This window comes from Pseudomonas sp. KK4 (genome assembly GCF_001984065.1).
Classification (GTDB): Bacteria; Pseudomonadota; Gammaproteobacteria; order Pseudomonadales; family Pseudomonadaceae; genus Aquipseudomonas.
This window is the reverse complement of sequence record NZ_LYVP01000010.1, coordinates 40,858-65,145: the sequence shown is the minus strand read 5'-3', so window position 1 is coordinate 65,145 and position 24,288 is coordinate 40,858. Positions and strand designations below refer to the sequence as shown.

The window sequence follows — 24,288 nt, the reverse complement described above, 5'->3', positions numbered from 1 at the left end:
TTCAACTCGGGTTTGCCACCGCTGATGACAGGCAGTCACAGAGAATGTCGACGCTGCTCTCGAACGTGCTGCGCGCGTGGGAGTATTCCCAGCGCTCGACGCTGACCTGCCTTGCTCGTTTGTCCAGGTAGATTCGATTGAATGAGTTGGGGGCATTGCCACGCACCCGCGACGAGAAAGTTGTTCCCGCCTGCACGCCCCAGATTTCCTTGGCCAGCCCGGCATATTGCGTGCTCAGTGCCAGCACGTAGGGCAAATGTATGTGGCCCCCCATCACCAGGTCGAGCCCTGCTGCGGCCCAACGCTGCAGCGCAGCCCCTGCACCGATCTGAAGATTGCGTCGGTCGGACGCGACGATGGCGCCGAACGGTTGATGCGCGACGACGATGCGCAGTTTTTGCGGATCGCATTGCTGTAACCGCTTGGCCACTTCCTCGACCTGTCGAGCCGTGACCCTGCCTGCCTTGCGACGTGCAGGGTGCGTGGTGTTCAAGCCGATGATCAAGGCATCGTCGTTTTCGAAAATGGGGGCCAGGTCGCTGTCGATGTACCGGTGATAATTCCCATAGGGCGAAAACAGGCGCGCAAGCAGGTTGTAGAGGGGGATATCGTGGTTGCCCGGTATCGTCAGAACCTGCGCTACCCCGTAGTCCCTGATGCGCTGGATGAACGCCTGGGCCGAAGCGAACTGCGCTCGCCTGGCGCGTTGCGTGATGTCCCCTGAAAAAATCACCAGGTCGGCGCCGTGACGTTTGACGTGCGCTTCAAAGGCTTGCAGAACAAGGGGTTGTTCGGTGCCGAAATGCGTATCGGAGATATGCAGAAGATTGGTCATCGTTGCTGGAAATCCTCGTTGCCTGACTGTGCCCGGTGCTTGCTGGCGTGCCCGTGGATGGCGCTAGGGTTCAAGACCACGCTCCCAGGCACGATGGTTGCGGCGCGCGTCCTGAATGAACGGCGACCAGCGAATCAGGCGCAGCACCAGGCGATTGAGCAGCGTGCCCCGCGCATTGAGCGGTCGTTCGACATCAAGGAACAGAACCACGCGGGTGCCGCTCGTATCGTTCCACACTTGATGCCGGTAGGTGTCGTCGAATATCAGGCATTGGCCGCGTTCCCAATGGCGGATTTGATCGGCGACCTGGATGCGACACTTCTCCCGGGGCTCGGGCACCACAAGCCCCAGGTGCACGCGCAGCAGCCCGTTGTAGGGACCTCGGTGCAGGGGAATATGCTTGCCTGGGGCCAGGATCGAAAAGAATGCGGTGAACATGCCCGGTATGGCTTCCACGATTCTCGTGGTGTCCGGGCAGCGGGCACAGTTCTTGTCCATTTTGTAACCGTAGCCGTAGAGGAAAAAAGTCTTCCACTTGTCGTCCTGGGTGATGTTGCGCTGATCTTTGGAGATGTCTTGAAAGTTGGGCAGTCGGTCGCGGTCGTTGAGCACGACCTCAAGCTCCTTGAGAATGCTGCGCCAGTTCGCTTCCAGCTCCGCAGCCCACGCAAATTGTCGAGGCTCGAAGAAAGGGCTGTCGCCCACCGTGGAGTTTCGCCGGATGATCTTTTCCAGGCGCTTGATGACCCACAAACCGAGCGCCACGCTGGGGCGATGCTTACGCTTGATGGGTGCGGTGCAGACGCGTTGTTCGTCGCTATCCATGGGTTTGCCTCTGTTGTTCGCGATGACAGGGAGCCCCTTCAGCGTAGTCGGCGGTTTTTCAGCAGGCGCCAGAGCAGGGGCCAGCCGAATACCAGCGGAAAGCGACGCAACCGGTGAGTCACGACGATGGGTTCACCCAGGTGGCGCTCCAGCTTCCAGATAACGTAGTCGACACCGTTTTCGAAGGTGAAGAACGATTTGACCAGACGTGCCACGTTCAAGGTCCTTCCCTGGACCCGCCTCAGTTTCCACAGCCGTTCATTGCCTCGGCGCGTTGCCGGCGGGCACAGGTTGCGATAGCTGTCGGTTTCGCCTGCACAGGCTGCCATTTGCTTGAATGACGGCGCCGCGGCTTGAGTGATGCGCGAATAATAGGCCAGGTCATGCCTGGCCAATTGCCTGGGCCGATCGGTTGCCTCCGGGCGCAGCTCCGTCCGGTAGGTCAGCGACAGTGATTGTTCCCAGAGCGTAAAACTGTCGAATCGGTCCGGCAGGCTGGCGATACAGCGCCCCATCAGGGTCATCACCGCTTGAGCCAGCGCCAAATGGACGCGCCCTTGCGTCTGCTCGTCCTTGGAATAGACCAGCCGGCACGGTTGGGCAAAACGGGCCCAGAGGTAGCTTTGGAACCAGGAACGGGTACCCGTCTCGAAGTCCTGCAGTGAGAGGATGGCGCATTTTGCGTGGAGTGTGCGCCCATCGGGCGTCGCAGCGCTGATGACGATCACGGTGGGCGGAAGCCATGCGTTGGCGAGCTGCTGCACGCGCGTGCGATGAGCGTGCGCGTAGCTATCGACCAGTGCATAGAGATCGACCATGCCATCACTCAGATCGCCATTGCGCAGGCAGGAGCCGTAGACCAGCAACGCTACCAGTGCATCACCCAGGCGCGCATGCACTGCACGGACAATCCCGTCTAGGTCGCCGGACATCGGCTGCGTACATTGCTCCCTGACCCGTTCAAGCAAGTCCGAGGGAGGCGGTATGGAGTCTGCGGCTTGCATCGGCTCTCACAGGTCCTAGAAAGTCATGAAGCGGATCGGGTCTGTGGCAGCGAGCGTGAGGGTGCCCTGTGCCGCATAAATTTCCCCGTCCAGCACATATTCATCGGCGCCACCCAGGTCCATCCGGGTGAAGTTGTGGCTGAAGTAGCCGTCCTGCTCCTTGAGCATCGAGACAGCCCGCCCCCAAAGCAAAAGCGGCAGGATGAAGGCCAGCCGCCTGGGACGGTGCGCGATGGCGGTGAGGTGAATGGGCTGCTGTTCGGTGCCCCAATAGGGCCTGCTGCCAGCCAGCAACCGGTCCAGCGTCGTGGCATACACCACCAGCCAGTCACGTTCCCAGACACCACGATGGGTCCCCAGGCGAGCGGGTAATGCGCGGAACAGGTCGTGTGGCAAGTCATGCAGCGCGCCAAACAGCATTCGGCCCAACGCCAGCACGGGCCCCAGCGCCCCGGGTACGCGCTTGGGCCGCAGCGTCTGATGGTAGTAGCGCACGCCGTTGACCACGGCACCGATGCCGAAGAACATTCCAAATCGAGGCACGTGGTGCAGCGGGCTGTCTACCCGAAGCGCCGCACGGGACACCACTTTTGGCGCGACGGCCTTCCCGGACAGCCAGGCGGACAAGCGCGTGAGCGCCTTTTCGACGCTCAGCCGTGCGCCCAGGTCAACAGCGCTCATATTGGTGGTGCCGCCCGGAATCACCATCACGGCAGGCAGCCTGCAAGGCTCATGGCTGAGCAGGATGGAAATCACGGCCTGCAGGGTCCCGTCACCGCCCAGAACGACCAGCAGGTCGCTTTCGTTGAGCTGCAAGTCATGCACGGCATGGGCGATCTCCCGGGCCGTGGTCGCTTCGAGCACCGAGGCGCCGGGGACGTCGCCTGCAAGCCGACGGAACCTGGGCAGGGCGCGTCGCACCGTGCCACTGCAAGGGTTGAGCACGACCCCGACTTTTTGTGGGCGCGGGCAAACGTCATGCATCGTTGAGGCCCGAGCGGGGCGCAAACATTCGCACGATCAATCGATCACGTTCGGCGGCCATGTCGATCCGGCTGAGCCAGGGCTGTGGCGGGCGGCCTCGGTGCTTCAAGACAAGGGCCGATACGGTGCGAACCCCCAGGACCAGTGTCGACACGCAGGTCCAGACGGCCACCCAGATCAATCCCGTGTCATGGGCATCCAATGCCCACAGGCAAGTCAGTATGAGCAGGTTGGGGTTGCGCCGCGCGGTAATCAGTCTGTTGAGAGAGTCGAACGGACGCCACAGAAACATTGAAAAGGGCGCGGCGAACTTGAACGCGCCTTCGCACAGCCGACCCGCGACGTAGCCCAGGCAAATGGCCCACAGTACCGGAGTGAGCGGTATGTCAGAGTCCCACGTCGCCTCATAGCCCATGCCCCAGGCGATATACCAGAGCGGCGGGTGAATCAGGTCCAGGCCATGGTCGAAAATGTTGCCGAAGCGGGTGGAAGTCACGGTCACACGGGCCAGTTTGCCATCGACCGTGTCCAGAAACGTCATCAGCCAGCCGGCGATCAGCCCTGCGCCAAAATGCCCATGCCAGAACAGAACGCCCGCCAGGATGGCCAGGACATAGCTGGCTGCCGTTACCTGATTGGGGCTCAGCCCCAGCCGCACGCACCAGACGGTGGCCCATCGAGCCGGGACAGGCCAGATCGCTCGCGTAATGAAGTCGGTGACACCTTTGTAGGAGCCGTTGAACAATGACTTTTCAAGATGCGCCTGATTGGTGTCAGTGATTTGAGCGACCCACGGAGGATCGAATTTGCGCAGTTGAGTCTGCATGGCGGTGGCCACGGTATCGGGAACCACTTGGCGCAATCCGGCTACGGCGACAGTGTCCAGGCTGGGCAAGTGGGCGAGCCGCTCGACACTGGCATGGGCGGCGACGACGGCGCCGGTTCGCGGGTCCTGCAGTGCGACTTCAGGCGTTTTCAACAGCCCCCGCAGTACGCGTTCATCGTAGAGGTAGTCTTCGCGCAGCAGGACGACCTCGCCTTGTGCCGGCAATGGATCGCCGGCATCGCAGAGTTGGGCGTCGGGTAACTTCGCGAGCATGCGACCCAGTCGCTCTCTGGAAGTGAGGCCCCACAGACGTACCGGGCTGCTGCTGATCAGGTATACGGGAGTCTTCATTGTTCCGCCTGCACCGATTCGGGTTGATTGAAGGAACACGGGGCGCAACCCCATCCAATGAAAAGCCTGGGCTGTTTCAACGATTGCCCCGGTCCATGTAACCCACCGTCACAATGGCCACTGCGAGCAGGATCAGTGCCGGCCCCAGCGTCGTGATCAGTGTGTTCATCTTTAGCAGAAGACCGAGATTTACGATGATTTGATTACTTACATAGACCATTAACCCGACGAGCGCACCCAAAGCCAGCCGCGCACCCAGATTGGGCGAACGCGGTTGGGCAAAGGCAAACGGGATGGCGAACAGGATCATTGCCAGGGTCAGGATCGGTCGCCCGACTTTTTGCCACATCGCCATTTCGTATTGCGCCGAGGGCTGGCCCGAGCCTTTGAGGTAGGCGATGTACCGATAGAGTTGGCGAGCGGACAGGCTGTCGGTCGGCAAGGTAATGTCGCCCAGTCGCGCGCCGCCAAAAATCGATTGCCAGGGCATATGGTCCAGTTGCTGCGTAGCTTCCTTGCCCTGGTCCCACTGTTTGACCTGGACGTTGTTCAAGCGCCATTGGCCTGCGTCCTGTATGTCTGCCGATTCGGCAAAGATGTAGGAAACCAGTGAGCGGTCCTTGTCGAACCTGAAAATCTCGATATTAACCGGCAGCCGTTTGTGCTGAAGATTGCCAACGCGCACGATTTGATCGTCCTGCCTGGCCCATACGCTGCCTTGATCGTTGCTGGCCTGCGCACCGGCAGCCATGGCTTCGTTGCGCAGCTCCAGGCCATCTTGCTGCAGGGGGGAGGCCACCCACTCATCCAGCGCCGCCCATGCCAGCGCCAGCGCCAGCCCGGCCAGCGTCGCCGTAAACCCGATGCGGGCAATCGACAGCCCGGTAGCGCGCATGACCGTCAGTTCCCGGGTGGCCGCCAACTGGCCCAGCGCGGCAATGCCACCGAGCAGGGCGATAAAGGGGCCGAGCTCGACGACACGGCGTGGCAGCGTCATGAATACGACCTCGATGGCCTGACTCAAGCGGTACCCGCCAGGCGTCACATCATCCAGTTCACCCACCAGGTCGAGCGTGGTGAATAGCGGCAGCAGCAGCGCTGCGGCTGCCACGAAACCGAAGAACACATGACGGACAATGTAGCGGTCGAGGATTTTCATCAGTTGCCGAACCGAAAGAGTGCCAGGTCCCGCGCCAGCAGAACCAGCAGCGCCAGGCTCATCAGCAGCGGCACGGTCCACAGCCCCGGATACAAGGGCAGGGTGCCGTTGCCCACCATCGTCTTGCAGATGTCCGCTGCGTAATAGATCAAGGCGAAGGCTGCGGTCACCGGCAGCAGGGTGGCGAACCGTCCCTGCCTGGGCCGGCTGCGACTCAACGGGATGGCGAGCAATGCCAGGACTGTGGCACTCACACCCCGCGTCTGGCGCCACTGCAGCTCGGCCTTGTCCAACGGTGCGCCGGAGGCCTGCAACACGTCGTTGGGAGCCGCCTTGCGCTTACCTTCGGCGGCCCTTTCGACGGGGGGCAAATGCAACCTCATGTGCACGAACTGCTCCGAAATATCCTTTGATGAGCTGTGCTTGAGTAGATACGAACGGCCCTGGGTCAACTCCACGATCGGATCGTCTGGATCAGGATCCAGGATGCGGGCTTGCTCGGAGCGAAACACGCGGGTTTTCGAGTCGCCCGGATCATAGATCAGTACATCGTGGAGCCGGCCATCAGTGCGGTCGATCCGATCGGCCAGGATCATCCTGCCGTTTTCATTGTTCAGGTTGAACCGTTGCGCCTGAAGATGATTGACGTCCAGGTCCGTGCGCGATTGCTGCTCCAGTACATAGGCCTGGGTATAAGCCCAGGGGCGCCCGTAGAGTGAGAGCAGGGCCACCGCCAGCGAGATGGGTATCGCCAGCAGCAGGACAGCCCGATAGAGGCGCAGCGGGCTTGCACCCGAAGCCGAGATCGCGATGATTTCGGAGTCGTGGCACAGGCGTCCGACCGCCAGGGTCACCGAGGCATACAGCGCCACAGGCACCAGCATTTCCAGCGCGATCAGAACCTTGTAGAACACCATTTCCAGCACTGCCTGCAAAGCAAGCGTGCCCTCGACCGCGTCAGCGAGGTAGCGCTCGGCGGAGTAGCTGGCAAAGATGAAGACCAGGATGCTGACCATGACCACCACGGGGCGCCGGATTTCTGCAATCACATAGCGTTCGATCAGAAACATGTACTGGCCCCTGACCGTCGCACGCATCCGCACAAGCCCCCTGGACGTGCGCAGTGACCCCCCCCAACGCCATCAGGCATCGCTCGGTATCGATTGATTTTTCTGGGCATGGAACCTCTCCACCATCTCATAATCCAGCGGTGAATCGACATCGATAGCGGCCTGTGCGAAAGGCATGATCACCGCGCCGATCCTCACGTGCAGCCTGGCGGAAAGCTGTTGCAGTGCCTGTTCCAGGGTTAATCGACCCAACAGGTATCGCAGTATTCCCGGGATGCCCAGCGCACCGGCAATCACTCGCCGGGGATGCTTGCGATCCTGTTCGACCCGTTGCCAGAAGCTGGCCAGGCGTCGCGCATCCTCGTTCATGAAGGCGAACAGATTGCTGCCGCAATAAGGGCCGCCGCGAAGCCGGATACCGGTGCGGCGGGTCCCCGGAAAACGGGCCAGCACCGTCTCCAGTGGTGTCACCGCCACCACGAAGTCATGGCCGCCCGATGTCGCTTGCTCAAGAAAATAGTCGACCATCTCCGGGCACAGCAGCGCATGGTCCGCCGTGGTGACCAGCACGGGTCTGTCGGCGGGTTGATGCGCCAATGCCTGGGCCGCGCTGGCGCTGGGGGAGTTGGCCGGTGGCAGCCAACTGATTCTGCCGGTGTCGAGCAATGGCGACATCGAGGCATCCTGCTCCAGTAAATGCCGTGCAGGGCCCACCAGTACGATTCGCTCGATCCGCTCACTGGCCTCCAGCGCCTCGACCACGCGACGGACCATCGCAACCCCGGCCACCGGCACCAGGGCCTTGCAGCCTGTCCCGGCAAGCGCGGCAACGGGATCGTCCGTGGCCCGGTCTGCAGCCAGCACCAGCGCCGTGAATGGTTTCGCCTCAGATTTGCTTTTCATAAATCCGGTAGCGCTTGTAAGGGGTGGCACCGATCTGCTCCAGGATCTTGCGCATCACAGCATTCGACTCCAGGATCCAGGACATTTCCAGCGCTTGTATGCCACGTTTGACGAAGGGCGGCTTGAGCGCTTCGATCAACAGCAAGGCGAGTGTAGGTCCCAATCGACTGAACTGGTAACGCTGCTTGACGCCCATCAGGGGCACCCGAGCGGTGCGCGTCCCCTTGACGTAAAGCCGCCACAGCAGCCGCAGCCAACCAAAGGGCAGCAATTGCCCTTCGAGGGAGTCGATCGCCTCGTTGATGTTGGGGATGGCCACGATAAACGCGCAGGGTTCGCCGTCGACTTCAGCGATGTACAACAGGTCTTTGGGGACCAGCAGCCTCAATTGGCTGCCAAGCTCGAAGAATTCGGACTCGGTAAAGGGTACGAAGCCCCAGTTGCGGCTCCAGGCATCATTGAAGATCTCCCGCAGGATTCGCATGTCGCGCCGGAACTGTCGGGTGTCCAGCGGCCTGATCACCACGCGCTGTCGCTCACGCGCCATCATCGCCGACAAGGCCGGCGGGAAGTGCAATTGGTCGGTGCGCATCCAGTAGGCAAGCAGGTCCTTGGCTTGCCGGTAGCCCAGGGCGGTGAGTCGTTGGTCATAAAAGCGCTGACCATGTCCCATCATGGCGGACGGCGGAGTCTCGAATCCCTCCACCAACAGCCCGCTTTCCTGGTTGATGGTCAGGTTGAAAGGGCCTGTGATACGAGCAGCGCCATGTTCGCGCAGCCAGGCCTCTGCCGCCGCGAACAGGCTGTCGAATACAGCGGGGTCGTCCACGGCTTCAAGCATCCCGAAATGACCTGAATCCTGACCGTGCAATTGCCGGTGCAGGGTGTCGATCTGTGCGGTGATCCGTCCCACGACTTGGTTGCCGGACCAGGCCAGCCATGCCTGCCATGTCAGATGAGGGGACGCCGGATTTTTCTTGGAAAGCAGTTCATGGCGCTCATAGTGGATCGGTTCGACCCAACAAGGATCGTTGCGATAAAGAGTGCCGGGGAAAGTGATGAATGTCTTGAGATCCAAACGTGTAAGGACAGGTCGCGTAATGATTGGCAACTTCATATTGGTCATCGTTGGCCACAAAAGTCAGGATCAGTTGAACTAGCATCTGTTTGGCTTTGCCCGTGAGAGCGTAGCTCAAGTATTGGAAGAGGGCGGGTGTGATCCAAATATTGGCGCCAATGCTTTTCTAAGGCTTAAATGCATTGTAGTTATCGTGGGGGCGCGTTGACCGCGGTGTGCTATTGCCAGAGGCGTTGCTCGCCGGTCGTCGCTGATTCTGGAAAAAATTTGCGCTCACCCAGATGCCGATTAGTATTGCGTTAGGCTTTGTAATTACTTGAAAAGCTCAAAAGATTTTCTGCCAGCCGGTTATCCCTGGCGTCTGGACGTCAGGGAACGGCAAAGGGGGGCAGTAAACACCAGTCGATTGACTGGGACAGTTGGTCAACCCGCTATTTGAATTTTCCTTTCTCGGGCTAAATGGATGGGTGTTTCTTTATGTCTGCGACCACTGCAAAACAGGCACTCAACCAACGTCTGGCCGACTTTTCCACGCTGGTGGAAGCGCTCGATTATGCCGCTTCAGGTCGAACCGGCATGAACTTCTACGACAGACATTGCCAGGTCAGTACTGCGATTGAATACGCGACGCTGCGAAGTAATGCGGTGGCAATTGCTCAACGGCTAATTGGGCTCAAGTTAAAGAAGGGCGACCGGGTTGCGTTGATCGCCGATACGCACCCAAGCTTTATCGAGTCGTTTTTCGCCTGCCAATACGCCGGCCTGGTCGCCGTTCCTCTATTGGTCCCTTCCAGCCTGGGAAGCCATCGTTCTTACGTCGACAAGTTGAAAGGGTTGTTCGCCAACTGCACGCCATCGGCCGTCCTGGGGTTGGAAGAGTGGCTGCCCTGTGTCCGCGAAGCGCTGGGCAACTCCCAGCAGGTGTTCGTGGGGACTGTAGCGCAAATGAGCGACTTGCCCGCGGTGCAGGAACTTCCCGTTGTAGAGCCGCAGGACATCGCCTACCTGCAATACACCTCCGGCAGTACCCGTTTTCCTCGCGGTGTGATCATCACCCAGCGTGCAGTGATGGCCAATGTCAGAGGCATCGTCGTGGAAGGTATCGGCGTTCGCCCGGGGGACCGCTGTGCCTCCTGGCTGCCGTTTTATCATGACATGGGCCTGGTGGGTTTTGTCCTGGCACCCATGGCCGCGCAACTGACCGTCGACTACCTGCACACCCGGGATTTTGCCACGCGACCCGGGCAATGGCTCAAACTGATCAGTCAGAACCGGGTGACTATTTCTGTCGCACCGCCGTTCGGCTATGACCTGTGTACCCGGCGAATCCGGGATTCCGAGAAAGCTGCGCTGGATCTCTCCTGCTGGCGTGTCGCGGGGATCGGGGCAGAACCTGTTCGGGCATCGGTCTTGAATCGTTTTGCGCAATGCTTTCTCGACAGCGGGTTCGACTCGGCTGCATTCACCCCTTGCTATGGCCTGGCGGAAAGCACGCTTGCCGTCAGCTTCGCCCGCCGCGGGGTAGGGGTGTTGGTCGATCATGTCGATCGCCAGGTCGTGGAGCATCAACTCAGGGCCCAGACAGTCGCCGCGGATGATCCGGGAAGCTGTGCGTTTACCAATTGCGGCGCCCCTTTGTCCGGGCATCGGGTGGAGATTCGCAATGCATTGGGGCGGGTGGTTGCTGAACGTCAGATAGGGGAGATATTCGTGAGCGGGCCCAGCGTCATGGCGGGTTATTTCAATGACCCGCAAAATACCCGGGCAGCGTTGAAAGATGGTTGGCTCGACACCGGTGACCTGGGCTATCTGTCCGGGGGCGAACTGCACATCACCGGCCGGCGCAAGGATTTGCTCATTGTCCGCGGTCGAAACATCTGGCCGCAGGATATCGAGTACCTGGTGGAATCCGAACCCGATCTGCGGCCCGGCGATGCCATCGTATTCATTGTTCCCGGCGATGATGAGCCCCAGGTCGTGGTTCAGGTTCAATGTCGCATTCGTGAGCCGCAACCTCGCGAGCAACTGGTGCGCACCCTCGTTGCGAAGATCATCAGTGAGTTTGGTCTCGCAGCCCAGGTTGACCTTGTGCCGCCTCACTCGCTGCCTCGAACCTCCTCGGGCAAGCCATCCCGTGCCGAGGCCCTTGAGCGATTCATGGCCCAGGCGAACATCGACCGCTCTTGCCCGGCACTGGAGCAGACGTGACCGTACGCGTGGTGTCGCTCACCGGTGCTACCGGGTTCATTGGCGGTGTCTTGCGCCAGCGACTGGTCGACCGTGGCGTGCAAGTGCGGGCCCTGGCTCGCTCCCGGAGCGGGACGGCAGAGGATGGAACGACGTGGATCAAGGGAACACTCGAAGATGAACCGGCGCTTGCCGAGCTCACCCGGGGGGCGGATGCGGTCATTCACTGTGCTGGCAAGGTCAGGGGCCGAGATGCCAGGGACTTCGACGCGGTCAATGTGCTGGGCAGCAAGCGCTTGATGGAGGCAGCACGGCGTAGCGGCAGTTGCGAGCGCTTTCTGCTGATTTCGTCCCTTGCCGCCCGTCATCCGACGTTGTCCTGGTACGCCGCTTCCAAATTCGAAGGCGAACGACAGGTCAATGCCGCGGCCGGACCGATTCCGGTGTGCATTTTCAGGCCGACCGCTGTCTACGGCCCCGGCGACCGCGAATTGCGCCCGGTGTTCGAGTGGCTGCTGCGCGGCTGGCTGGTGACCCTGGGTCGGGATGATTCACTGTTCAGCTTTCTCCATGTGGACGATTTGGTCAGTGCCGTCATGCAGTGGCTGGATGCGCCTGTCGGGCAATCGCAGACCTTTGAGCTGTGTGACGGCCAGGCGCAGGGTTATGACTGGGCAAGCCTGGCGGGCATCGCCTCCGATATCCGCCAGGCGCCAGTACGGCAAGCGGTATTCCCTGGTGCAGTATTGAAAGGGATCGCCCGGGCGAACCTGGTGCTGTCCCGGTTCACCCGCCAGGCCCCCATGCTGACCCCCGGTAAAGTCAATGAATTGATGCACCCTGACTGGACGTGCAGCAATGCGCACATCAGCGCGACGCTGGGCTGGGAGCCGCGGATTCTTTTGCGGCAAGCGTTGCGCAATCACCTGTTCTGAGCGGGCAAAGAGCCACTGAACTCAAGGAGACCGATGATGATCACACAAGAAGCGATACTCCAAAGGGTGCTGATGCTCATCGGGCGGTTCGCACCTCCCGGCGCGTCAATTTACCCGGATACCGATCTGGCCCAGGACCTGGGTATGGAGTCGATCAAGGTGATGGACATGCTGATGGAGCTGGAAGACGAATTCGACATCTCGATCCATCTCAATATTTTGATGGATGTGCGCACACCCGCGCAGCTGTCACACGCAATTCTCAACCTGATGGAGCATGCCGATGGGACTGTTTGACAAGTTCGGCAAACTGGCAGCGGAGCGTGCCAGTCTCACGGATTCAGACCTGCATCCTTTCGGGATTCGCATCGATGAGATGTATTCCCCGACCGAGGGCAGCATCCAGGGCCAAAAGGTCATTCTGGCCGGCACCAATAACTATCTCGGGCTGACCTTCGACCCCGACAGTATCAAGGCCGCACAGCGCTCACTGGAGCTTGAAGGCACTGGCACCACCGGTTCGCGCATGGCCAACGGCAGTTACGCCGGGCACAGCGCGCTGGAGGAGGAACTGGTCGAGTTTCTGGGGCGGCGTTCGGTCATCGTGTTCTCCACGGGCTATGTCGCCAACCTGGGCGTCATCGGAACGCTGGCAAGCGCGCGCGAGGTGGTGTTGCTTGACGCCGATTGCCACGCAAGCATCTACGACGCTTGCAAACTGGGAGGCGCGGAGATCATCCGGTTCCGCCATAACGACGTCGCTGACCTTGAGCGGCGCATGATCCGGCTCGGCGAACGCGCGCGCGAAGCGATCATCCTGGTGGAAGGGATCTACAGCATGCTGGGTGACCAGGCCCCGCTCAGGGAAATAGTCGAGGTCAAACGTCGCCTCGGAGGCTACCTGTTGGTTGACGAAGCGCATTCCTTTGGCGTCCTGGGTGAAAAAGGGCGAGGGCTGGCCGAGGCGTTGGGCGTGGACTCGGAGGTGGACATTCTGTTGGGCACGTTCAGCAAGAGCCTGGGCGCCGTCGGCGGATTTGCGGCCTGCCACGACGCGCAGATGGACCTGCTGCGCTACGCCAGCAGACCTTACATCTTCACTGCTTCGCCTGCACCTTCGGCGATCGCTTCGGTGAGGTCGGCGCTGATGGCCATCAAGGAACGCCCGCAGTTGCGGCGTCAGCTGTGGACGAACGCCCGGCGGCTTTATGAGGGTTTGGCAGAGTCCGGCTACCGATTGGGGCCGCAAGCCAGCCCGGTGATTGCCGTCATGCTCAATTCGCCTCACGAGGGCCTGGCTGTCTGGCGAGCGCTGATAGAGAAGGGCGTCTATGTCAATCTGGTCCTTCCTCCCGCGACCCCCGGTGCCGTCACATTGGTGCGTTGCAGCGTCAGTGCGGCGCATACACCCCAACAAATAGACCAGATCATCGAGGCCTTCGCTTCATTGCGCAGCCCGATGGGCCTCGTCACAGTGGGCGCTTGATAAGTGTCGCGAGCTGTCGGTGAGCTAATCTTTACCCAGTCATAGTGAACGACACTCATGCGGATTATTTTTGCCTTTGGCCGCTCTTATCCGGCCCGTACCGTCCTGATGCTGCTCAGCTTGCTGCTGGCAGGGGTGGTTGAAAGCGTCAGTCTGAGCACGATGCTGCCCCTGATATCGGCTGTGCTGGAGGACCAGCCGCACTCAAAATTGGCGGTGCAGGTCTTCGGGATAATGGACGCGATCGGTCTGCAACCCACCATCGCGAACATGCTGGTGATCATCGTCGTGGGCATGACGCTGAGCAACCTGCTGATACTGCTGGGCAATCGGCAGGTTGGCTACACGGTGGCGCATGTGGCGACTGACTTGCGCATTGACCTGATCAAGGCGTCGCTGGGCAGCCGCTGGGAATATTATCTGCGCCAGCCGGCGGGCGCCCTGGCCAATGCCGTGGCGACCGAAGCCTACCGTGCTTCCACCGCGTATGAGCACGCCGCCAATATGCTGGCACTGGGTATACAGGCGGCGGCCTATGCAGTCATCGCGCTTTTCGTTTCCTGGCAGGCGGCGCTCCTGTCGCTGCTGATCGGTGCGGTGTTGCTGGTGGCTGTGCGGGGGCTGGTGAAGACATCGCGGCGCGTGGGCAAAAGCCAGACCCGACTGATGCGTGAGCTGCTGGTCTACCTGACCGATACGCTGGCTTCGGTCAAACCGCTCAAGGCCATGGCCCGGGATGACATCGCCGACTCCCTGCTGCGCGGTCATGCCGGCGAGCTCAACACGGCACTGGAACGTGAGGTGATGAGCCGCGAAACACTGCGGGCCCTGCAGGAGCCCATGTTGGCGATCCTTGCTGCGGCGGGTCTCTACGCCGGGCTGGTGATGGGCGGGCTGCCGCTGTCTTCGGTGATGGTGCTTATATTCGTGGTAATACGCATGTTGGGCTTGCTGCACAAGGCGCAGCAGCGCTATCACCGGATGGCCGCTCAAGAGAGCGCCTACTGGGCCATTAACGAATCGATCGACAACGCTATCGCCGACGCCGAGCCCGTCGGCGGCACCCGCATTCCTGCCCTCAAGCGGCATATCACCTTTGAAAATATCCACTTTGGCTACGGCGGGCGTCAGGTGCTTGACGACGTCTCAATGAGTTTTACGGTCGGTACCTTCACCACCATGATCGGTCCTTCCGGTGCGGGCAAGACCACTGTGCTCGACCTGATCTGTTCGCTGCTGGCGCCACAATCGGGGCGCATCAGGGTAGACGACCATGATTTGCATGACCTGGACAGGAGAGCGTGGCGCCGAATGATCGGCTACGTCACACAGGAAACGCTACTGCTGCACGATAGCATCCTGGCGAACGTCACCTTGGGTGACAAGGCCTTGAATGCCGCGGATGCGGAGCGCGCGCTTCGTCAGGCCGGCGCGTGGCAGTTTGTGCAGGAGTGCCCGGGCGGGCTGCAATCGATCGTAGGCGAGCGGGGTGCCAAACTGTCCGGGGGCCAAAGGCAGCGCATCGTCATCGCACGAGCCCTGGCCCATAGCCCCAAGCTGCTGATCCTGGACGAAGCCACCAGTGCGCTGGATCCGGAATCGGAGGCCGAGATATGCCAGGTCCTGAAGAATCTGACCCCTGGCATTACGGTCATCGCAGTGTCCCATCGTCCTGCCATGATCCGCATTGCCGACCAGATTCTCGATGTACGGGAGGGCAAGGTGTCGGCCATAGAAAACGCCTTCGATCCTGATGGCACCCGCACTGACGAGGCGAAAGTTTGATCGCGTCATTGTTTCACGGTGCGTGCCTGGCCATCACGCACACCCATGACTCGCCCAGACATCCCGTGACAGCTGTTTCAACGCCTCGGCCTCGCTCAACAACACCTCGATGATGCCGAGCACATCTTTCGCCTGCTCAGCCTTCAACTTGAAAAGAATGTCCATCAGGTCGATTGCACAGTTTTCGCTGACTGAAGCCGATTCAACGAGCTTCAACTGCAGCTGCTGAATTTGCAGCATGGTTTGCATCGATCATTACCTCGCGTGAATGAACTCAGACGAATGCCATCATCACGCCGTACCACACGCCGCAAAATCGGAAAATCACGAAAGTTGTGCAGTGCGGTCATTACAAAGGATGTGAATCCCAAAGCGCTGCGTGCAACCACAGCGATCAAACGGCGTGGCGAAACCGTGGGAGGGATTTGTGTGGTGCAAAACGGTGGTTGGGGGGAGGGCAAGGCACAGTCCGCAGGTCAATGCCTGAGACAGCGTTTAACTTACAGGCGATCATAGGGTTCAGAAGCACCCTACTTGTTAAGGTAACCCGATGCCAATGCACGCTTTCAGTCCTGGAAAAACCGTCTGTCAATCGATGCTTGAACAATGACCCGTCCGATATTCGTTTCTCTGGACGGGCCCAAGGGCACGGGCAAAACCACGCTGTTGGAAGCCGTTACGAAAGCACTGAGGGCTGATAACAGGAAGGTCATCCGGCTTTGCGAGAGAAATAACGATCCCTGCAGGGCTGAAACAATGGCGCTCGTTAACCAACTCGTCAGAAACCCTGGCAGGGAGTTGGAGCTGGAGGTTTGTCGGCGCTTTGCAGATAGCCGCCTGTGGATCAGCCGGCATGTACTGCCTGAGCAACCATCGGGCAGCATTATCCTGATCGATCGCTGGTATCCATCCGATGCCGCGTTTCGCCGGATGGTACCGTTTGCAGAGATTCTACGGTTGAACATTGATCGGAACGTGCAAGTGCCGGACCTGCATGTCGGCGTTGTCACATCCCCGGATATTTCATGGGCAAGGGCTGCGTCGCGATCTCGTGGATTGGGCAGTACGGTGATTCACAGCCTGGCGGAACAGATCGCGTGTACCGAGGCGTTCGAACAGGCGGTTGCGGATCAGGGGTGGGTTTTGTGTCGTAATGAGGGGACGATCGAGGAGGCGACGATGCAGGTCGTTGGTGAGATTTATCAATTACCTGCGCTGCTGCTCGGCGAGGAGTGAACGCTACGTTGACGCACCGAAGTCCCGGCGTGAAGAGCAATGGTGTTCGCTTGAAAGTACGCGGACACCCTCGCCCTTCACGCCAGCCGCACATTTCGCCATGGACGCTCTGCTGCGCCATCACGCATCACTTGACTGTCAATTTCCTCGGTAGGTGGAGAAGCCGTACGGGCTCAGAAGCAACGGGATATGGTAGTGCGCAACGGTGCCGTCCACCTCAAAAATGACCGGTACCTCTGGAAAGAAGCTGGCCGTTTTGTGCGCCTTGAACCACTCACCGGTTTTGAAGGTGACACGGTAGGTGCCTTTCTCCAGATCCCGACCTTCCGGATACAGCCCTGTGATACGACCTTGCTCATTGGTTGCCGCGCTGTTGAGCATGTCCCAGTCTTTACCGTCCTGTTTTTCCAGCGTGACATTGACGCCAGGGGAGGGCAGGCCATCCTGCAAGTTGAGTACGTGCACGCTCAATGGATTGGTGGCCGCTGATGCAAAGGCAGACAGGGCACTCAATACCGCGCCAGCGAAGAAACCTTTCAATACAGTCATGGTGATGTCCTTAGTTTTTAACGGCAGGTAAAACTTTGTTGATAGCGACTGCTGCACAACCTTCATCGTTTGCAGCGCCGCCCGCACCGGCGACACCGATGGCGCCGATGACTTCATCCTCAAATTGCAATGGCACGCCGCCGCCGAGCAGCAATAGCTCGTCAAGGGTGTTGAGGTTTTCTGCATCTGGATTAGCGCGGGCGCGTTGCGCCAACAACAGCGTGGAGGTCTTGGTCGACAGCGCGGTATAGGCTTTGCGTTGCGCGGCCAGCGTGTTGTGCGGGCCCACATTGTCGTCGCGTTGCAGGGCAACCAGATTGCCTGCGCGGTCTACCACTGCGGCAACGGCTGTGCGGCCATCGGCATGACAGGCCATCAGCGCGGCATCCAGCAGATCATTGGCCATTGCAAGGGTCACATCCTTGCGCTGTGCCACTTGGGCCGGGGCTGCAACGGCGAACGCAGAACTCATTGCGAGTGTGATCAGCAATGAAGTCGATAGGCTTGTACGCATGCTGTTTCCTTGGTCGGTTGAGTCTGTATGAGTCATTGCCAGACATCATGACCAGCCCGCCCCGTCAGTATCATTGCCTGCGGATTACCAATTTGTAATGTGAGAAATCAGCGAAGCGAGCTAGCCTGTGCTCCAGTCCTGGAGGAACAGATGCGTATCCTGGTGGTTGAAGATGAAACGAAAATGGCCGATTACCTGCGCAAAGCCCTGACCGAATCGGGTTACGTCGTAGAGGTTGCCCTTAATGGGCTGGATGGCCAGCATTTGGTACAGGAGAGTGAGTTCGATCTGATCATTCTGGATGTCATGCTGCCGGGGCTGGATGGCTGGCAATTGCTGCAAATCATTCGGCGCAAGTGGCAGACCCCGGTACTTTTTCTCACCGCACGCGATTCGATTGATGATCGGGTCAAGGGGTTGGAGTCGGGAGCCGATGATTATCTGGTAAAGCCCTTTTCCTATGCGGAGTTGTTGGCACGCGTACGCACTTTGCTGCGTCGCGGCCCGCCTCGCGAGGTTGAGCATTTTGTGGCTGGCGACCTCACCCTGGACTTGTTGCGACGCAGGGTAACGCGCAACGGTGAGCGTCTCATCCTGACCAACAAGGAGTTCGCCCTGCTGCATCTGCTGCTCAGTCGTGAAGGGGAGGTGCTTTCGCGCTCGCTGATTGCCTCGCAGATCTGGCAGATGAACTTCGACAGTGACACCAATGTGGTGGATGTCGCTATTCGTCGACTGCGTGCCAAGGTTGACGATCCATATTCACTTAAATTGATACACACAGTGCGTGGCATCGGATACATGCTCGAGGTGCAATCCTGAAACTCTTTCCGCGCACCCTGAGCCTGCGCCTGGCGATCATGTTCGCGCTGGTCAGCACGCTGCTCCTGGGCTCCATTGGCTTTTATCTTTATCAATCGTTGCAGCGAGAGATTGCCTGGCGCGATGACCAGGCGCTGCTGGGACGACTGGATCGAATGCAAGCATTGATCAGCGACAGCGACAGCATCGAGCAGCTGCGAGGTCGGCCCAAGCTCTACGAAAACATGTTGGGCAATCGCGACAATCTGCTCTGGATCGTTGATGACACCGGCAAAGTGTTGATCGAAATCAACCCAGTGCGCATGACCTTGCCCAAGCTGTCGGCTGCACCCCAGGCTCGCCTGGGTGACGATCACTCTACGGAGTCAGTGCGGCTCGCCTGGAAGGATGTCACGGAGGGTGATCGCGGTTTGACCCTGATCGCCGGCAAGCTGCTGAGTGAGCGCGACCAAATGCTGGGGGCCTACCGACTCAAGCTCTGGTTGGCCATGTCTGTCGGCGCGCTCTTGGCTTTCGCACTCGGTTGGTGGGTCAGTCAACGAGGCTTGTACCCTGTGCGCCTGCTGGCCAAGCGCGCCGCTGGAATTGATGTGCAGCACTTGCATCTGCGGTTGGATGAGTTCAATGAACTGACCGAGCTCAAACTGCTCTGCAGTGCCCTTAACCAAATGCTTGCACGCCTTGAAGACGGATTCGCCCAGCTTTCACGTTTCTCTGAAGACCTCGCCCATGAGATGCGAACCCCGCTCGGTAACCTGATGGGTCATACCCAGCAAGCCCTCAGGCGCAGCCGTTCGATCGAGGACTATCAGAACCTGCTGGTTTCCAATCAGGAAGAGTATGAAAGGCTGGCACGAATGATCGACAGCATGCTGTTTCTTGCCCGGACCGAGCAACCGAACACTTGCGTAAAACTTGAGCGAGTGGGCCTGCACGATCTGATTGAGCAGTTATGTGAGTATTTCGAAGGCGTGGCGCAAGAGCGAGATGTGCAACTGATAAACCAGACTCAGGACCACTTGCTGGGTGATCCAGGCCTGATCCGTCGAGCATTGGCCAACTTGCTGGCCAACGCACTGCGCTACGCAATTGCCGGATCTGCCGTGACGATCAGCAGCAGAGTTTCGCAAGGAACACTCGAAATTACGGTGCACAACCACGGCGAACCTATTGCAGCAGAACATCTGCCGCGAGTGTTTGAGCGCTTTTACCGGTGCGACCCTTCACGTAATCAGCCCGACGACTCAGGTGGCCTGGGCTTGGCCATTGTGCGCTCAATCATGCAACTGCACGGCGGCTCTGTAAGCGTTGACAGTACCGAAGCGGGTACCCGCTTTCACTTGGTGTTTCCCCTTGAAAGTGCCGGAACCTGAACCCGCTGGGACGCAACGCCGTTACGATGACTGACGGCTGAACAGTTGGATGGCGGTCATTGTCTGGTCGAAAACAAGGCGCCCTGACGCTAACGGGCTTTAGACTGCAATTGAGCCAGTTGGGTCTTCAACTGTGCGACTTCAGCTTCCAGCTCACGCACTCGCTCTCTAGCCTCAACTTCGACGCTGACGTCTTTCTGGATACCAATGTAGTAAGTCAGTTGATCGGTGTCGTTGAACACGGGGGTAATTGACAGTTCGTTCCAGAACGCGCTGCCGTCCATGCGATAGTTGCGAATGACTTGTCGGCAGGGGAGACCGTTTCTTATCGCCTCGCGGATTACCGTCAAGCCGGCTTGGTCACGGTCATCCCCCTGCAGGAAACGGCAGTCCTGGTACAGGATGTCGTCAATGCTGTACCCCGTCAGGCGTTCAAAGGCTGGGTTCGCGTAGATCAGGATGTTTTCGTCGCCTTCCTGCTCTGCTACCACGATGCCGTCGTTGGAGGCTTCAACCACGAGTTTTAGCAGTTCTGCGTCGATCATTTCTCAGAGCCCCAGTGAGTGACATCTCATTTTTGGCGATTACCCGCCTTACACGAAGTCATCAGTATAACCATCGGCATTAGCGCCATACACGGCCGCTGAGTTCAGAGGGTTCAACGGCCAATCGCTCGCGATTCTGGCTGGAAACCCTGGTGGGCCAGGAACGATTGCTATGGGCTGAAATGAACGCCGTTATCGGATGTCGGCCATTGCACGTCAGGCAGGGTTTCGTATTCGGGTTTTGCGAACAGATAACCTTGGTAGAAGTTAATGCCAAAGCCCAGTAACTGCTGCAGTTCGGCATGGGTCTCTACGCCCTCTGCAATCACTTCAATATTGAGCGCTTTGCATACACCTAATATACCTTGGACGATGGCCTGTCGCACCGGGTCAGTGCCGATGTTACGCACCAGGCTCATGTCCAGTTTGATGATGTCAGGTTGAAACTCTGCCAGCAAATTAAGCCCCGAGTACCCAGCACCGAAATCATCTATCGCTGTCTTGAAGCCTTTGAGGCGATATTCTCGAATGATGCTTTTCAGATGTTCCTTGTCCACCAGCTCTTCGTTTTCGGTGATCTCGAAAATCAGCCTTTCGGTGGGAAATCCAAATCTGCGCGCAGCTTCAAGCGTCGCCCGAATGCACGTGGCGGCTTGATATACCGCATTGGGTAAGAAGTTGATGCTGACAAAGCAGGGTATTTGTAAACGTGAAGCAAGCTCGACAGCCTTGACTCGACATGCTTGGTCAAAGGCATAACGATTCTGTTCGTTCACCTGTCCAAGAATGGCAGCCGCACCAGTGCCATCGCAACCACGTACCAGAGCCTCGTAGGCAAAAATACTGTTATCGCGCAGATCTACGATGGGCTGGAACGCCATGCTGAACTCAAAACCCAGTTCATTGCCCTCCCTGCAGGCCTTACAAGGAGGTTCCGGTCGCGATCTTTCTTTCATTCAAACCCCCGTTTTTTCAATCACTATGAAGCTATCGATCAAGCCAACATTTTGTACATGCCGCAAGGCTCAATCATCTGGCTAATGTCGACGAGAACTTGCTGATCGCGTGTACGACTTGGCGAGCACTGTCCTGAATATCCAGGATTACTTGACCAGCCTCACCGGCTAATTTGACGCCTTGTTCTGCCTTGTCTTTACTCGCCTCCATCCTGGCCACTGCCCCCCGGGCCAATTCACGATTGTGCTGCACCACCTCGACAATTTTGATAGTCGCCTGGCTTGTGCGCGAAGCAAGATTTCGCACTTCGTCAGCGACCACCGCAAAACCTCGACCCTGCTCTCCGGCCCGAGCCGCTTCGATGGCTGCGTTCAGCGCAAGAAGATTCGTTTGTTCTGCGATGCCACGGATGGTCTGCACGATGCTGCTGATTACTTCCGACTGCTGACTGACATCATTGATACCTTCGGCTGCGTGATTCAATTCCCCAGCCAGGCTTTGCATGACATCCGCGGTCTCCTGCACCACTCGGGCACCTTCAAGTGCGGTATTGTCGGTTTTCAGCGAAGTCTCATAGGCCATCCGTGCTGCGCGTGACTCAGTTTCCTGCTGGAGTACCTGAGCAGTGATATCGCTTGCAAACTTGACGACTTTATAAAGGCGACCGTTGGCGTCGAACATTGGATTATAAGTCGCACGTAACCAGACGATTTGTCCCTGACGGTTGAAACGCTTGAACTTACCGGAGAAAAATTCGCCTTGGTTCAGGCGCTCCCAAAATTGGTGGTACTCATTGGATTCACTTTCGCGACGCTCACAGAACAGGCGATGGTGCTTGCCAACAATCTCATCGAGACGGTAACCCATCACGGCAAGGAAATTTTCATTGGCGGTGATGACTTGTCCCTGCAGGTTGAACTCAATGGTTGCCATGGAGCGGTTAATCGCATTGATTTGACTTTCCTGCTCTTGTTCCTTCTGCACCCGGGCAGTGACATCCGTAGCAATCTTGACGACCTTAATCACCCGTCCAGCGTCGTCGCGAACAGGGTTATAGCTGGCCTCCAGCCAGATCTCATGCCCCTGATTGTCCAAGCGCAGGAAGCGGCCGTTTATGGACTCACCACTACTCAACCGTGACCAAAAACCCGTGTAAGCGAGGCTGTTGGCGTAGTGTGGTGTACAGAACAAACGGTGATGCCGGGAATGAATTTCCTCAAGGCGATAGCCCATCAGCGTCAGGAAATTGTGATTGGCGCCGAGGATCGTCCCGTCAGGTAGGAACTCAATCAGAGCCATGGAGCAATCTAATGCTGCGAGGGTGGCTTCACTGTCAGCCAACCGCTGCTTGCAGATGGTCAGTTCTTTTTTGATTTGCGAGTTGAACATACGTACCTCGGTGGGTAGGGACTGCACGGCACGTTCATCACGCCCCTGCAAAACTTATACAGAATGGTTGTTAATGTACAAGAATATTCCAGGTTAAACACCGCACGCCCTTGTCTCGGCATGGCCATTTAGAAATGAGGCTGTTACGGACTCGGCATTCAAGTCGGGGAGGGGATGACATGGCATCCATTGCTTCTGCGCCGTTGGCAACGCTGCGAGCAGTAGCGCACCTTATCCCAGCAGCGCGCCCATTTCTTACGCCAGGCGAAGGGCAGTCCGCAGGCTGCACAGGTTTTGACCGGCAGTTCACTCTTCTTCAAAACAACTCCCCGGCATCCAGTTTTCAAGCAGTTTCTGACGGCCACGCTTGCGTCGCCTCTCCATTCGACGGCGTTCAACGGAAGACGACTCACCAAGGCGCAATCAGCGAGAAAGGAATGCGTAGCGCCCCAATGGGCTCTTCACGTGATCCGCACATCTCATCATGGACGCACTGCTGCACAAGCACGCAGGGAAATGGCGGGACAAACTGCAACATGTCACGCAGGTGATTGATAGAGCGAAGGCGCATAGGCTTCGCTTCGTCGTCCAGCAGCGTGAATTGGCCGTGATCCAGCCCGACTCGCGCCAGATAAAAGCCGCCTTCCAGAGACAGCAGCTCCAGCTCCCTTACCTCGCCATTCGCGGCCCGTTCGGTCAACGCTTGCAGATTCAAGGTGCACTCCCTGCCTACCAGGGTAGGCGTTCTCCGTTATAAGCAAAAAAATGGCCGCTGTCGGCAGGCGCCAAGCGGTCAATCAGTGATAACAGTTCGCGTGCAGCGAGGCTTGCAGGCCTGGCGGCAGAAGCGCCTTTGAAAGGCTTGGACAGGCCCGAAATGACCGTGCCCGGATGAAGACTGAACAAGCGGGTCTGAGGGCGTGTTCGTGCCAGTTCGATCGCAGCCGTTTTAATCAGCATGTTCAATGCTGCCTTGGAGGCGCGATAGGCATACCAGCCGCCCAAACGGTTATCGCCGATGCTGCCCACCTTGGCGGAGAGCACCGCCATCGCGCCGTTACGGTCAAGCAAGGGCAGGAAGTGACGCAGAACCAGTGCAGGCCCGAGCGTGTTGACTTGGAAGATCGCCTGGAGCGCATCCGCTTCCATTGAGGTGTAACTTTTTTCAGGCTTGATGTCTTCGCGATGAAGCAGACCGGCAGCATGCAAAATCAACTGGTACGGGGCTTCTTGCGCTAATTCAGCGGCCGCGCTGGCGATCGTGTCGGGCTTTTCCAGATCCAATCCTGGAGCACTGTTACGCCCCAGTTCACGAACAACCGAGCATCCTGGATCATCGTTGAGCAACTCACAAAACGACGCGCCGAGGGCTCCACTGGCGCCTATCACCAAGGCACGGTAGCCCTGGCCAAGGGAGTTCATCCTGAAGGAACGGTTCATTCAGCCTCCACGCAGACAGACGTGATCCATTGGCG

Annotated in this window: 26 protein-coding genes and 1 pseudogene; 8 read left to right on the top strand and 19 right to left on the bottom strand. The window is 58.8% G+C overall.

What is annotated here, in order from left to right; genetic code table 11:
- Position 1 precedes the first annotated feature (1 nt).
- The 9 genes from B0W55_RS06245 to B0W55_RS06205 all read right to left on the bottom strand — a co-directional run bounded on the left by B0W55_RS06245 (position 2) and on the right by B0W55_RS06205 (position 9,095).
- Positions 2-835 carry a metallophosphoesterase gene (locus tag B0W55_RS06245; protein ID WP_077045138.1) on the bottom strand — a complete coding sequence of 278 codons (834 nt, stop codon included), beginning with the start codon at positions 833-835 and terminating at the stop codon, positions 2-4.
- Positions 836-898: 63 nt separating this feature from the next.
- Positions 899-1,660: an aspartyl/asparaginyl beta-hydroxylase domain-containing protein gene (locus tag B0W55_RS06240; RefSeq protein WP_077045137.1), complete on the bottom strand. Its 762-nt coding sequence runs from the start codon at positions 1,658-1,660 to the stop codon at positions 899-901.
- Positions 1,661-1,698: 38 nt separating this feature from the next.
- A complete protein-coding gene (locus B0W55_RS06235) occupies positions 1,699-2,592 on the bottom strand; it encodes a hypothetical protein (protein ID WP_256576208.1) in 894 nt (297 codons plus the stop codon).
- Positions 2,593-2,679: 87 nt separating this feature from the next.
- A complete protein-coding gene (locus B0W55_RS06230; RefSeq protein WP_256576207.1) occupies positions 2,680-3,609 on the bottom strand; it encodes a diacylglycerol kinase family protein in 930 nt (309 codons plus the stop codon).
- A 31-nt stretch (positions 3,610-3,640) separates the two neighbouring features.
- Positions 3,641-4,825 carry a CDP-alcohol phosphatidyltransferase family protein gene (locus B0W55_RS06225; protein ID WP_077045134.1) on the bottom strand — a complete coding sequence of 395 codons (1,185 nt, stop codon included), beginning with the start codon at positions 4,823-4,825 and terminating at the stop codon, positions 3,641-3,643.
- A 76-nt stretch (positions 4,826-4,901) separates the two neighbouring features.
- Entirely contained in the window at positions 4,902-5,984 is a 1,083-nt protein-coding gene (gene lptG, locus B0W55_RS06220) for an LPS export ABC transporter permease LptG (RefSeq protein WP_077045133.1), read from the bottom strand.
- Complete coding sequence (lptF, locus tag B0W55_RS06215) at positions 5,984-7,054, bottom strand: LPS export ABC transporter permease LptF (RefSeq protein ID WP_077045132.1); 1,071 nt, start codon at positions 7,052-7,054, stop codon at positions 5,984-5,986. The genes lptG and lptF overlap by 1 nt, the downstream gene beginning before the upstream one ends.
- 72 nt (positions 7,055-7,126) lie before the next feature.
- Positions 7,127-7,957: a nucleotidyltransferase family protein gene (locus tag B0W55_RS06210; protein ID WP_077045131.1), complete on the bottom strand. Its 831-nt coding sequence runs from the start codon at positions 7,955-7,957 to the stop codon at positions 7,127-7,129.
- Entirely contained in the window at positions 7,941-9,095 is a 1,155-nt protein-coding gene (locus B0W55_RS06205; RefSeq protein ID WP_256576206.1) for an N-acetyltransferase, read from the bottom strand. The genes B0W55_RS06210 and B0W55_RS06205 overlap by 17 nt, the downstream gene beginning before the upstream one ends.
- A 399-nt stretch (positions 9,096-9,494) precedes the next feature.
- Between B0W55_RS06205 and B0W55_RS06200 the strand changes: the two genes are divergently transcribed.
- From B0W55_RS06200 to B0W55_RS06180, 5 genes are read left to right on the top strand one after another with little or no spacing between them, the layout of a single operon-like run.
- Positions 9,495-11,243 carry a fatty acyl-AMP ligase gene (locus B0W55_RS06200; RefSeq protein ID WP_256576205.1) on the top strand — a complete coding sequence of 583 codons (1,749 nt, stop codon included), beginning with the start codon at positions 9,495-9,497 and terminating at the stop codon, positions 11,241-11,243.
- Positions 11,240-12,157 (top strand): NAD(P)-dependent oxidoreductase, encoded by a 918-nt coding sequence (locus B0W55_RS06195; RefSeq protein WP_256576204.1) that lies wholly within the window; start codon positions 11,240-11,242, stop codon positions 12,155-12,157. The genes B0W55_RS06200 and B0W55_RS06195 overlap by 4 nt, the downstream gene beginning before the upstream one ends.
- Before the next feature lie 36 nt (positions 12,158-12,193).
- Complete coding sequence (locus B0W55_RS06190; protein ID WP_077045128.1) at positions 12,194-12,454, top strand: acyl carrier protein; 261 nt, start codon at positions 12,194-12,196, stop codon at positions 12,452-12,454.
- Positions 12,441-13,643, top strand: a complete 1,203-nt coding sequence (locus B0W55_RS06185; protein WP_077045127.1) for an aminotransferase class I/II-fold pyridoxal phosphate-dependent enzyme — start codon at positions 12,441-12,443, stop codon at positions 13,641-13,643. The genes B0W55_RS06190 and B0W55_RS06185 overlap by 14 nt, the downstream gene beginning before the upstream one ends.
- Positions 13,644-13,700: 57 nt before the next feature.
- A complete protein-coding gene (locus tag B0W55_RS06180) occupies positions 13,701-15,428 on the top strand; it encodes an ABC transporter ATP-binding protein (protein WP_077045126.1) in 1,728 nt (575 codons plus the stop codon).
- Positions 15,429-15,461: 33 nt separating this feature from the next.
- Here the strand turns inward: B0W55_RS06180 and B0W55_RS06175 are convergent, their stop codons facing one another.
- A complete protein-coding gene (locus B0W55_RS06175; RefSeq protein WP_077045125.1) occupies positions 15,462-15,677 on the bottom strand; it encodes a hypothetical protein in 216 nt (71 codons plus the stop codon).
- Positions 15,678-16,034: 357 nt separating this feature from the next.
- Here B0W55_RS06175 and B0W55_RS06170 point away from each other — a divergent pair, with 357 nt between their 5' ends.
- Positions 16,035-16,664 carry a dTMP kinase gene (locus tag B0W55_RS06170; RefSeq protein ID WP_077045124.1) on the top strand — a complete coding sequence of 210 codons (630 nt, stop codon included), beginning with the start codon at positions 16,035-16,037 and terminating at the stop codon, positions 16,662-16,664.
- Between the two features lie 138 nt (positions 16,665-16,802).
- On the opposite strand, the gene uraH is transcribed toward B0W55_RS06170, so the two are convergent.
- Positions 16,803-17,213, bottom strand: coding sequence for a hydroxyisourate hydrolase (uraH, locus tag B0W55_RS06165; protein WP_077045123.1), 411 nt, complete (start codon positions 17,211-17,213; stop codon positions 16,803-16,805).
- Positions 17,214-17,223: 10 nt separating this feature from the next.
- Positions 17,224-17,685 carry a heme-binding protein gene (locus tag B0W55_RS06160; protein WP_371807259.1) on the bottom strand — a complete coding sequence of 154 codons (462 nt, stop codon included), beginning with the start codon at positions 17,683-17,685 and terminating at the stop codon, positions 17,224-17,226.
- 192 nt (positions 17,686-17,877) lie between these two features.
- Between B0W55_RS06160 and B0W55_RS06155 the strand changes: the two genes are divergently transcribed.
- Together B0W55_RS06155 and B0W55_RS06150 are read left to right on the top strand one after the other, a co-directional pair.
- Positions 17,878-18,549, top strand: a complete 672-nt coding sequence (locus B0W55_RS06155; RefSeq protein ID WP_077045121.1) for a heavy metal response regulator transcription factor — start codon at positions 17,878-17,880, stop codon at positions 18,547-18,549.
- The gene (locus tag B0W55_RS06150; protein ID WP_077045120.1) at positions 18,546-19,922 is read left to right on the top strand and encodes a heavy metal sensor histidine kinase; all 1,377 of its coding nucleotides are present in this window, start codon (positions 18,546-18,548) and stop codon (positions 19,920-19,922) included. The genes B0W55_RS06155 and B0W55_RS06150 overlap by 4 nt, the downstream gene beginning before the upstream one ends.
- 89 nt (positions 19,923-20,011) lie before the next feature.
- Here B0W55_RS06150 and B0W55_RS06145 read toward each other — a convergent pair whose 3' ends face one another.
- The 7 genes and pseudogenes from B0W55_RS06145 to B0W55_RS06120 form a co-directional block, all read right to left on the bottom strand.
- On the bottom strand, positions 20,012-20,467 hold the full coding sequence (locus B0W55_RS06145) for a PAS domain-containing protein (protein WP_077045119.1): 456 nt from the start codon (positions 20,465-20,467) through the stop codon (positions 20,012-20,014).
- Positions 20,468-20,637: 170 nt separating this feature from the next.
- Positions 20,638-21,423: an EAL domain-containing protein gene (locus B0W55_RS06140; protein WP_077045118.1), complete on the bottom strand. Its 786-nt coding sequence runs from the start codon at positions 21,421-21,423 to the stop codon at positions 20,638-20,640.
- Between the two features lie 73 nt (positions 21,424-21,496).
- The gene (locus tag B0W55_RS31505) at positions 21,497-21,928 is read right to left on the bottom strand and encodes a methyl-accepting chemotaxis protein (protein ID WP_371807258.1); all 432 of its coding nucleotides are present in this window, start codon (positions 21,926-21,928) and stop codon (positions 21,497-21,499) included.
- A 111-nt stretch (positions 21,929-22,039) separates the two neighbouring features.
- A pseudogene (locus tag B0W55_RS31500) lies at positions 22,040-22,723 on the bottom strand (PAS domain-containing protein); the annotation flags it as partial.
- Positions 22,724-22,971: 248 nt separating this feature from the next.
- Positions 22,972-23,133 carry a DUF2256 domain-containing protein gene (locus B0W55_RS06130; protein ID WP_077045116.1) on the bottom strand — a complete coding sequence of 54 codons (162 nt, stop codon included), beginning with the start codon at positions 23,131-23,133 and terminating at the stop codon, positions 22,972-22,974.
- A gap of 89 nt (positions 23,134-23,222) precedes the next feature.
- A complete protein-coding gene (locus B0W55_RS06125) occupies positions 23,223-23,528 on the bottom strand; it encodes a DUF6482 family protein (protein ID WP_077045115.1) in 306 nt (101 codons plus the stop codon).
- Between the two features lie 14 nt (positions 23,529-23,542).
- Positions 23,543-24,253, bottom strand: a complete 711-nt coding sequence (locus B0W55_RS06120; protein WP_077045114.1) for an SDR family oxidoreductase — start codon at positions 24,251-24,253, stop codon at positions 23,543-23,545.
- Positions 24,254-24,288 lie beyond the last annotated feature (35 nt).

What these genes read in the sequence shown, in the direction of transcription:
- B0W55_RS06245 (WP_077045138.1), bottom strand. Translation starts at nt 835, where the DNA reads ATGACCAATCTTCTGCATATCTCCGATACGCATTTCGGCACCGAACAA.
- B0W55_RS06240 (WP_077045137.1), bottom strand. Translation starts at nt 1,660, where the DNA reads ATGGATAGCGACGAACAACGCGTCTGCACCGCACCCATCAAGCGTAAG.
- B0W55_RS06235 (WP_256576208.1), bottom strand. Translation starts at nt 2,592, where the DNA reads ATGTCCGGCGACCTAGACGGGATTGTCCGTGCAGTGCATGCGCGCCTG.
- B0W55_RS06225 (WP_077045134.1), bottom strand. Translation starts at nt 4,825, where the DNA reads ATGAAGACTCCCGTATACCTGATCAGCAGCAGCCCGGTACGTCTGTGG.
- lptG (WP_077045133.1), bottom strand. Translation starts at nt 5,984, where the DNA reads ATGAAAATCCTCGACCGCTACATTGTCCGTCATGTGTTCTTCGGTTTC.
- lptF (WP_077045132.1), bottom strand. Translation starts at nt 7,054, where the DNA reads ATGTTTCTGATCGAACGCTATGTGATTGCAGAAATCCGGCGCCCCGTG.
- B0W55_RS06210 (WP_077045131.1), bottom strand. Translation starts at nt 7,957, where the DNA reads ATGAAAAGCAAATCTGAGGCGAAACCATTCACGGCGCTGGTGCTGGCT.
- B0W55_RS06200 (WP_256576205.1), top strand. Translation starts at nt 9,495, where the DNA reads ATGGATGGGTGTTTCTTTATGTCTGCGACCACTGCAAAACAGGCACTC.
- B0W55_RS06190 (WP_077045128.1), top strand. Translation starts at nt 12,194, where the DNA reads ATGATCACACAAGAAGCGATACTCCAAAGGGTGCTGATGCTCATCGGG.
- B0W55_RS06185 (WP_077045127.1), top strand. Translation starts at nt 12,441, where the DNA reads ATGGGACTGTTTGACAAGTTCGGCAAACTGGCAGCGGAGCGTGCCAGT.
- B0W55_RS06180 (WP_077045126.1), top strand. Translation starts at nt 13,701, where the DNA reads ATGCGGATTATTTTTGCCTTTGGCCGCTCTTATCCGGCCCGTACCGTC.
- B0W55_RS06175 (WP_077045125.1), bottom strand. Translation starts at nt 15,677, where the DNA reads ATGCAAACCATGCTGCAAATTCAGCAGCTGCAGTTGAAGCTCGTTGAA.
- B0W55_RS06170 (WP_077045124.1), top strand. Translation starts at nt 16,035, where the DNA reads ATGACCCGTCCGATATTCGTTTCTCTGGACGGGCCCAAGGGCACGGGC.
- uraH (WP_077045123.1), bottom strand. Translation starts at nt 17,213, where the DNA reads ATGACTGTATTGAAAGGTTTCTTCGCTGGCGCGGTATTGAGTGCCCTG.
- B0W55_RS06160 (WP_371807259.1), bottom strand. Translation starts at nt 17,685, where the DNA reads ATGAGTTCTGCGTTCGCCGTTGCAGCCCCGGCCCAAGTGGCACAGCGC.
- B0W55_RS06155 (WP_077045121.1), top strand. Translation starts at nt 17,878, where the DNA reads ATGCGTATCCTGGTGGTTGAAGATGAAACGAAAATGGCCGATTACCTG.
- B0W55_RS06145 (WP_077045119.1), bottom strand. Translation starts at nt 20,467, where the DNA reads ATGATCGACGCAGAACTGCTAAAACTCGTGGTTGAAGCCTCCAACGAC.
- B0W55_RS06140 (WP_077045118.1), bottom strand. Translation starts at nt 21,423, where the DNA reads ATGAAAGAAAGATCGCGACCGGAACCTCCTTGTAAGGCCTGCAGGGAG.
- B0W55_RS31505 (WP_371807258.1), bottom strand. Translation starts at nt 21,928, where the DNA reads ATGCAAAGCCTGGCTGGGGAATTGAATCACGCAGCCGAAGGTATCAAT.
- B0W55_RS06120 (WP_077045114.1), bottom strand. Translation starts at nt 24,253, where the DNA reads ATGAACCGTTCCTTCAGGATGAACTCCCTTGGCCAGGGCTACCGTGCC.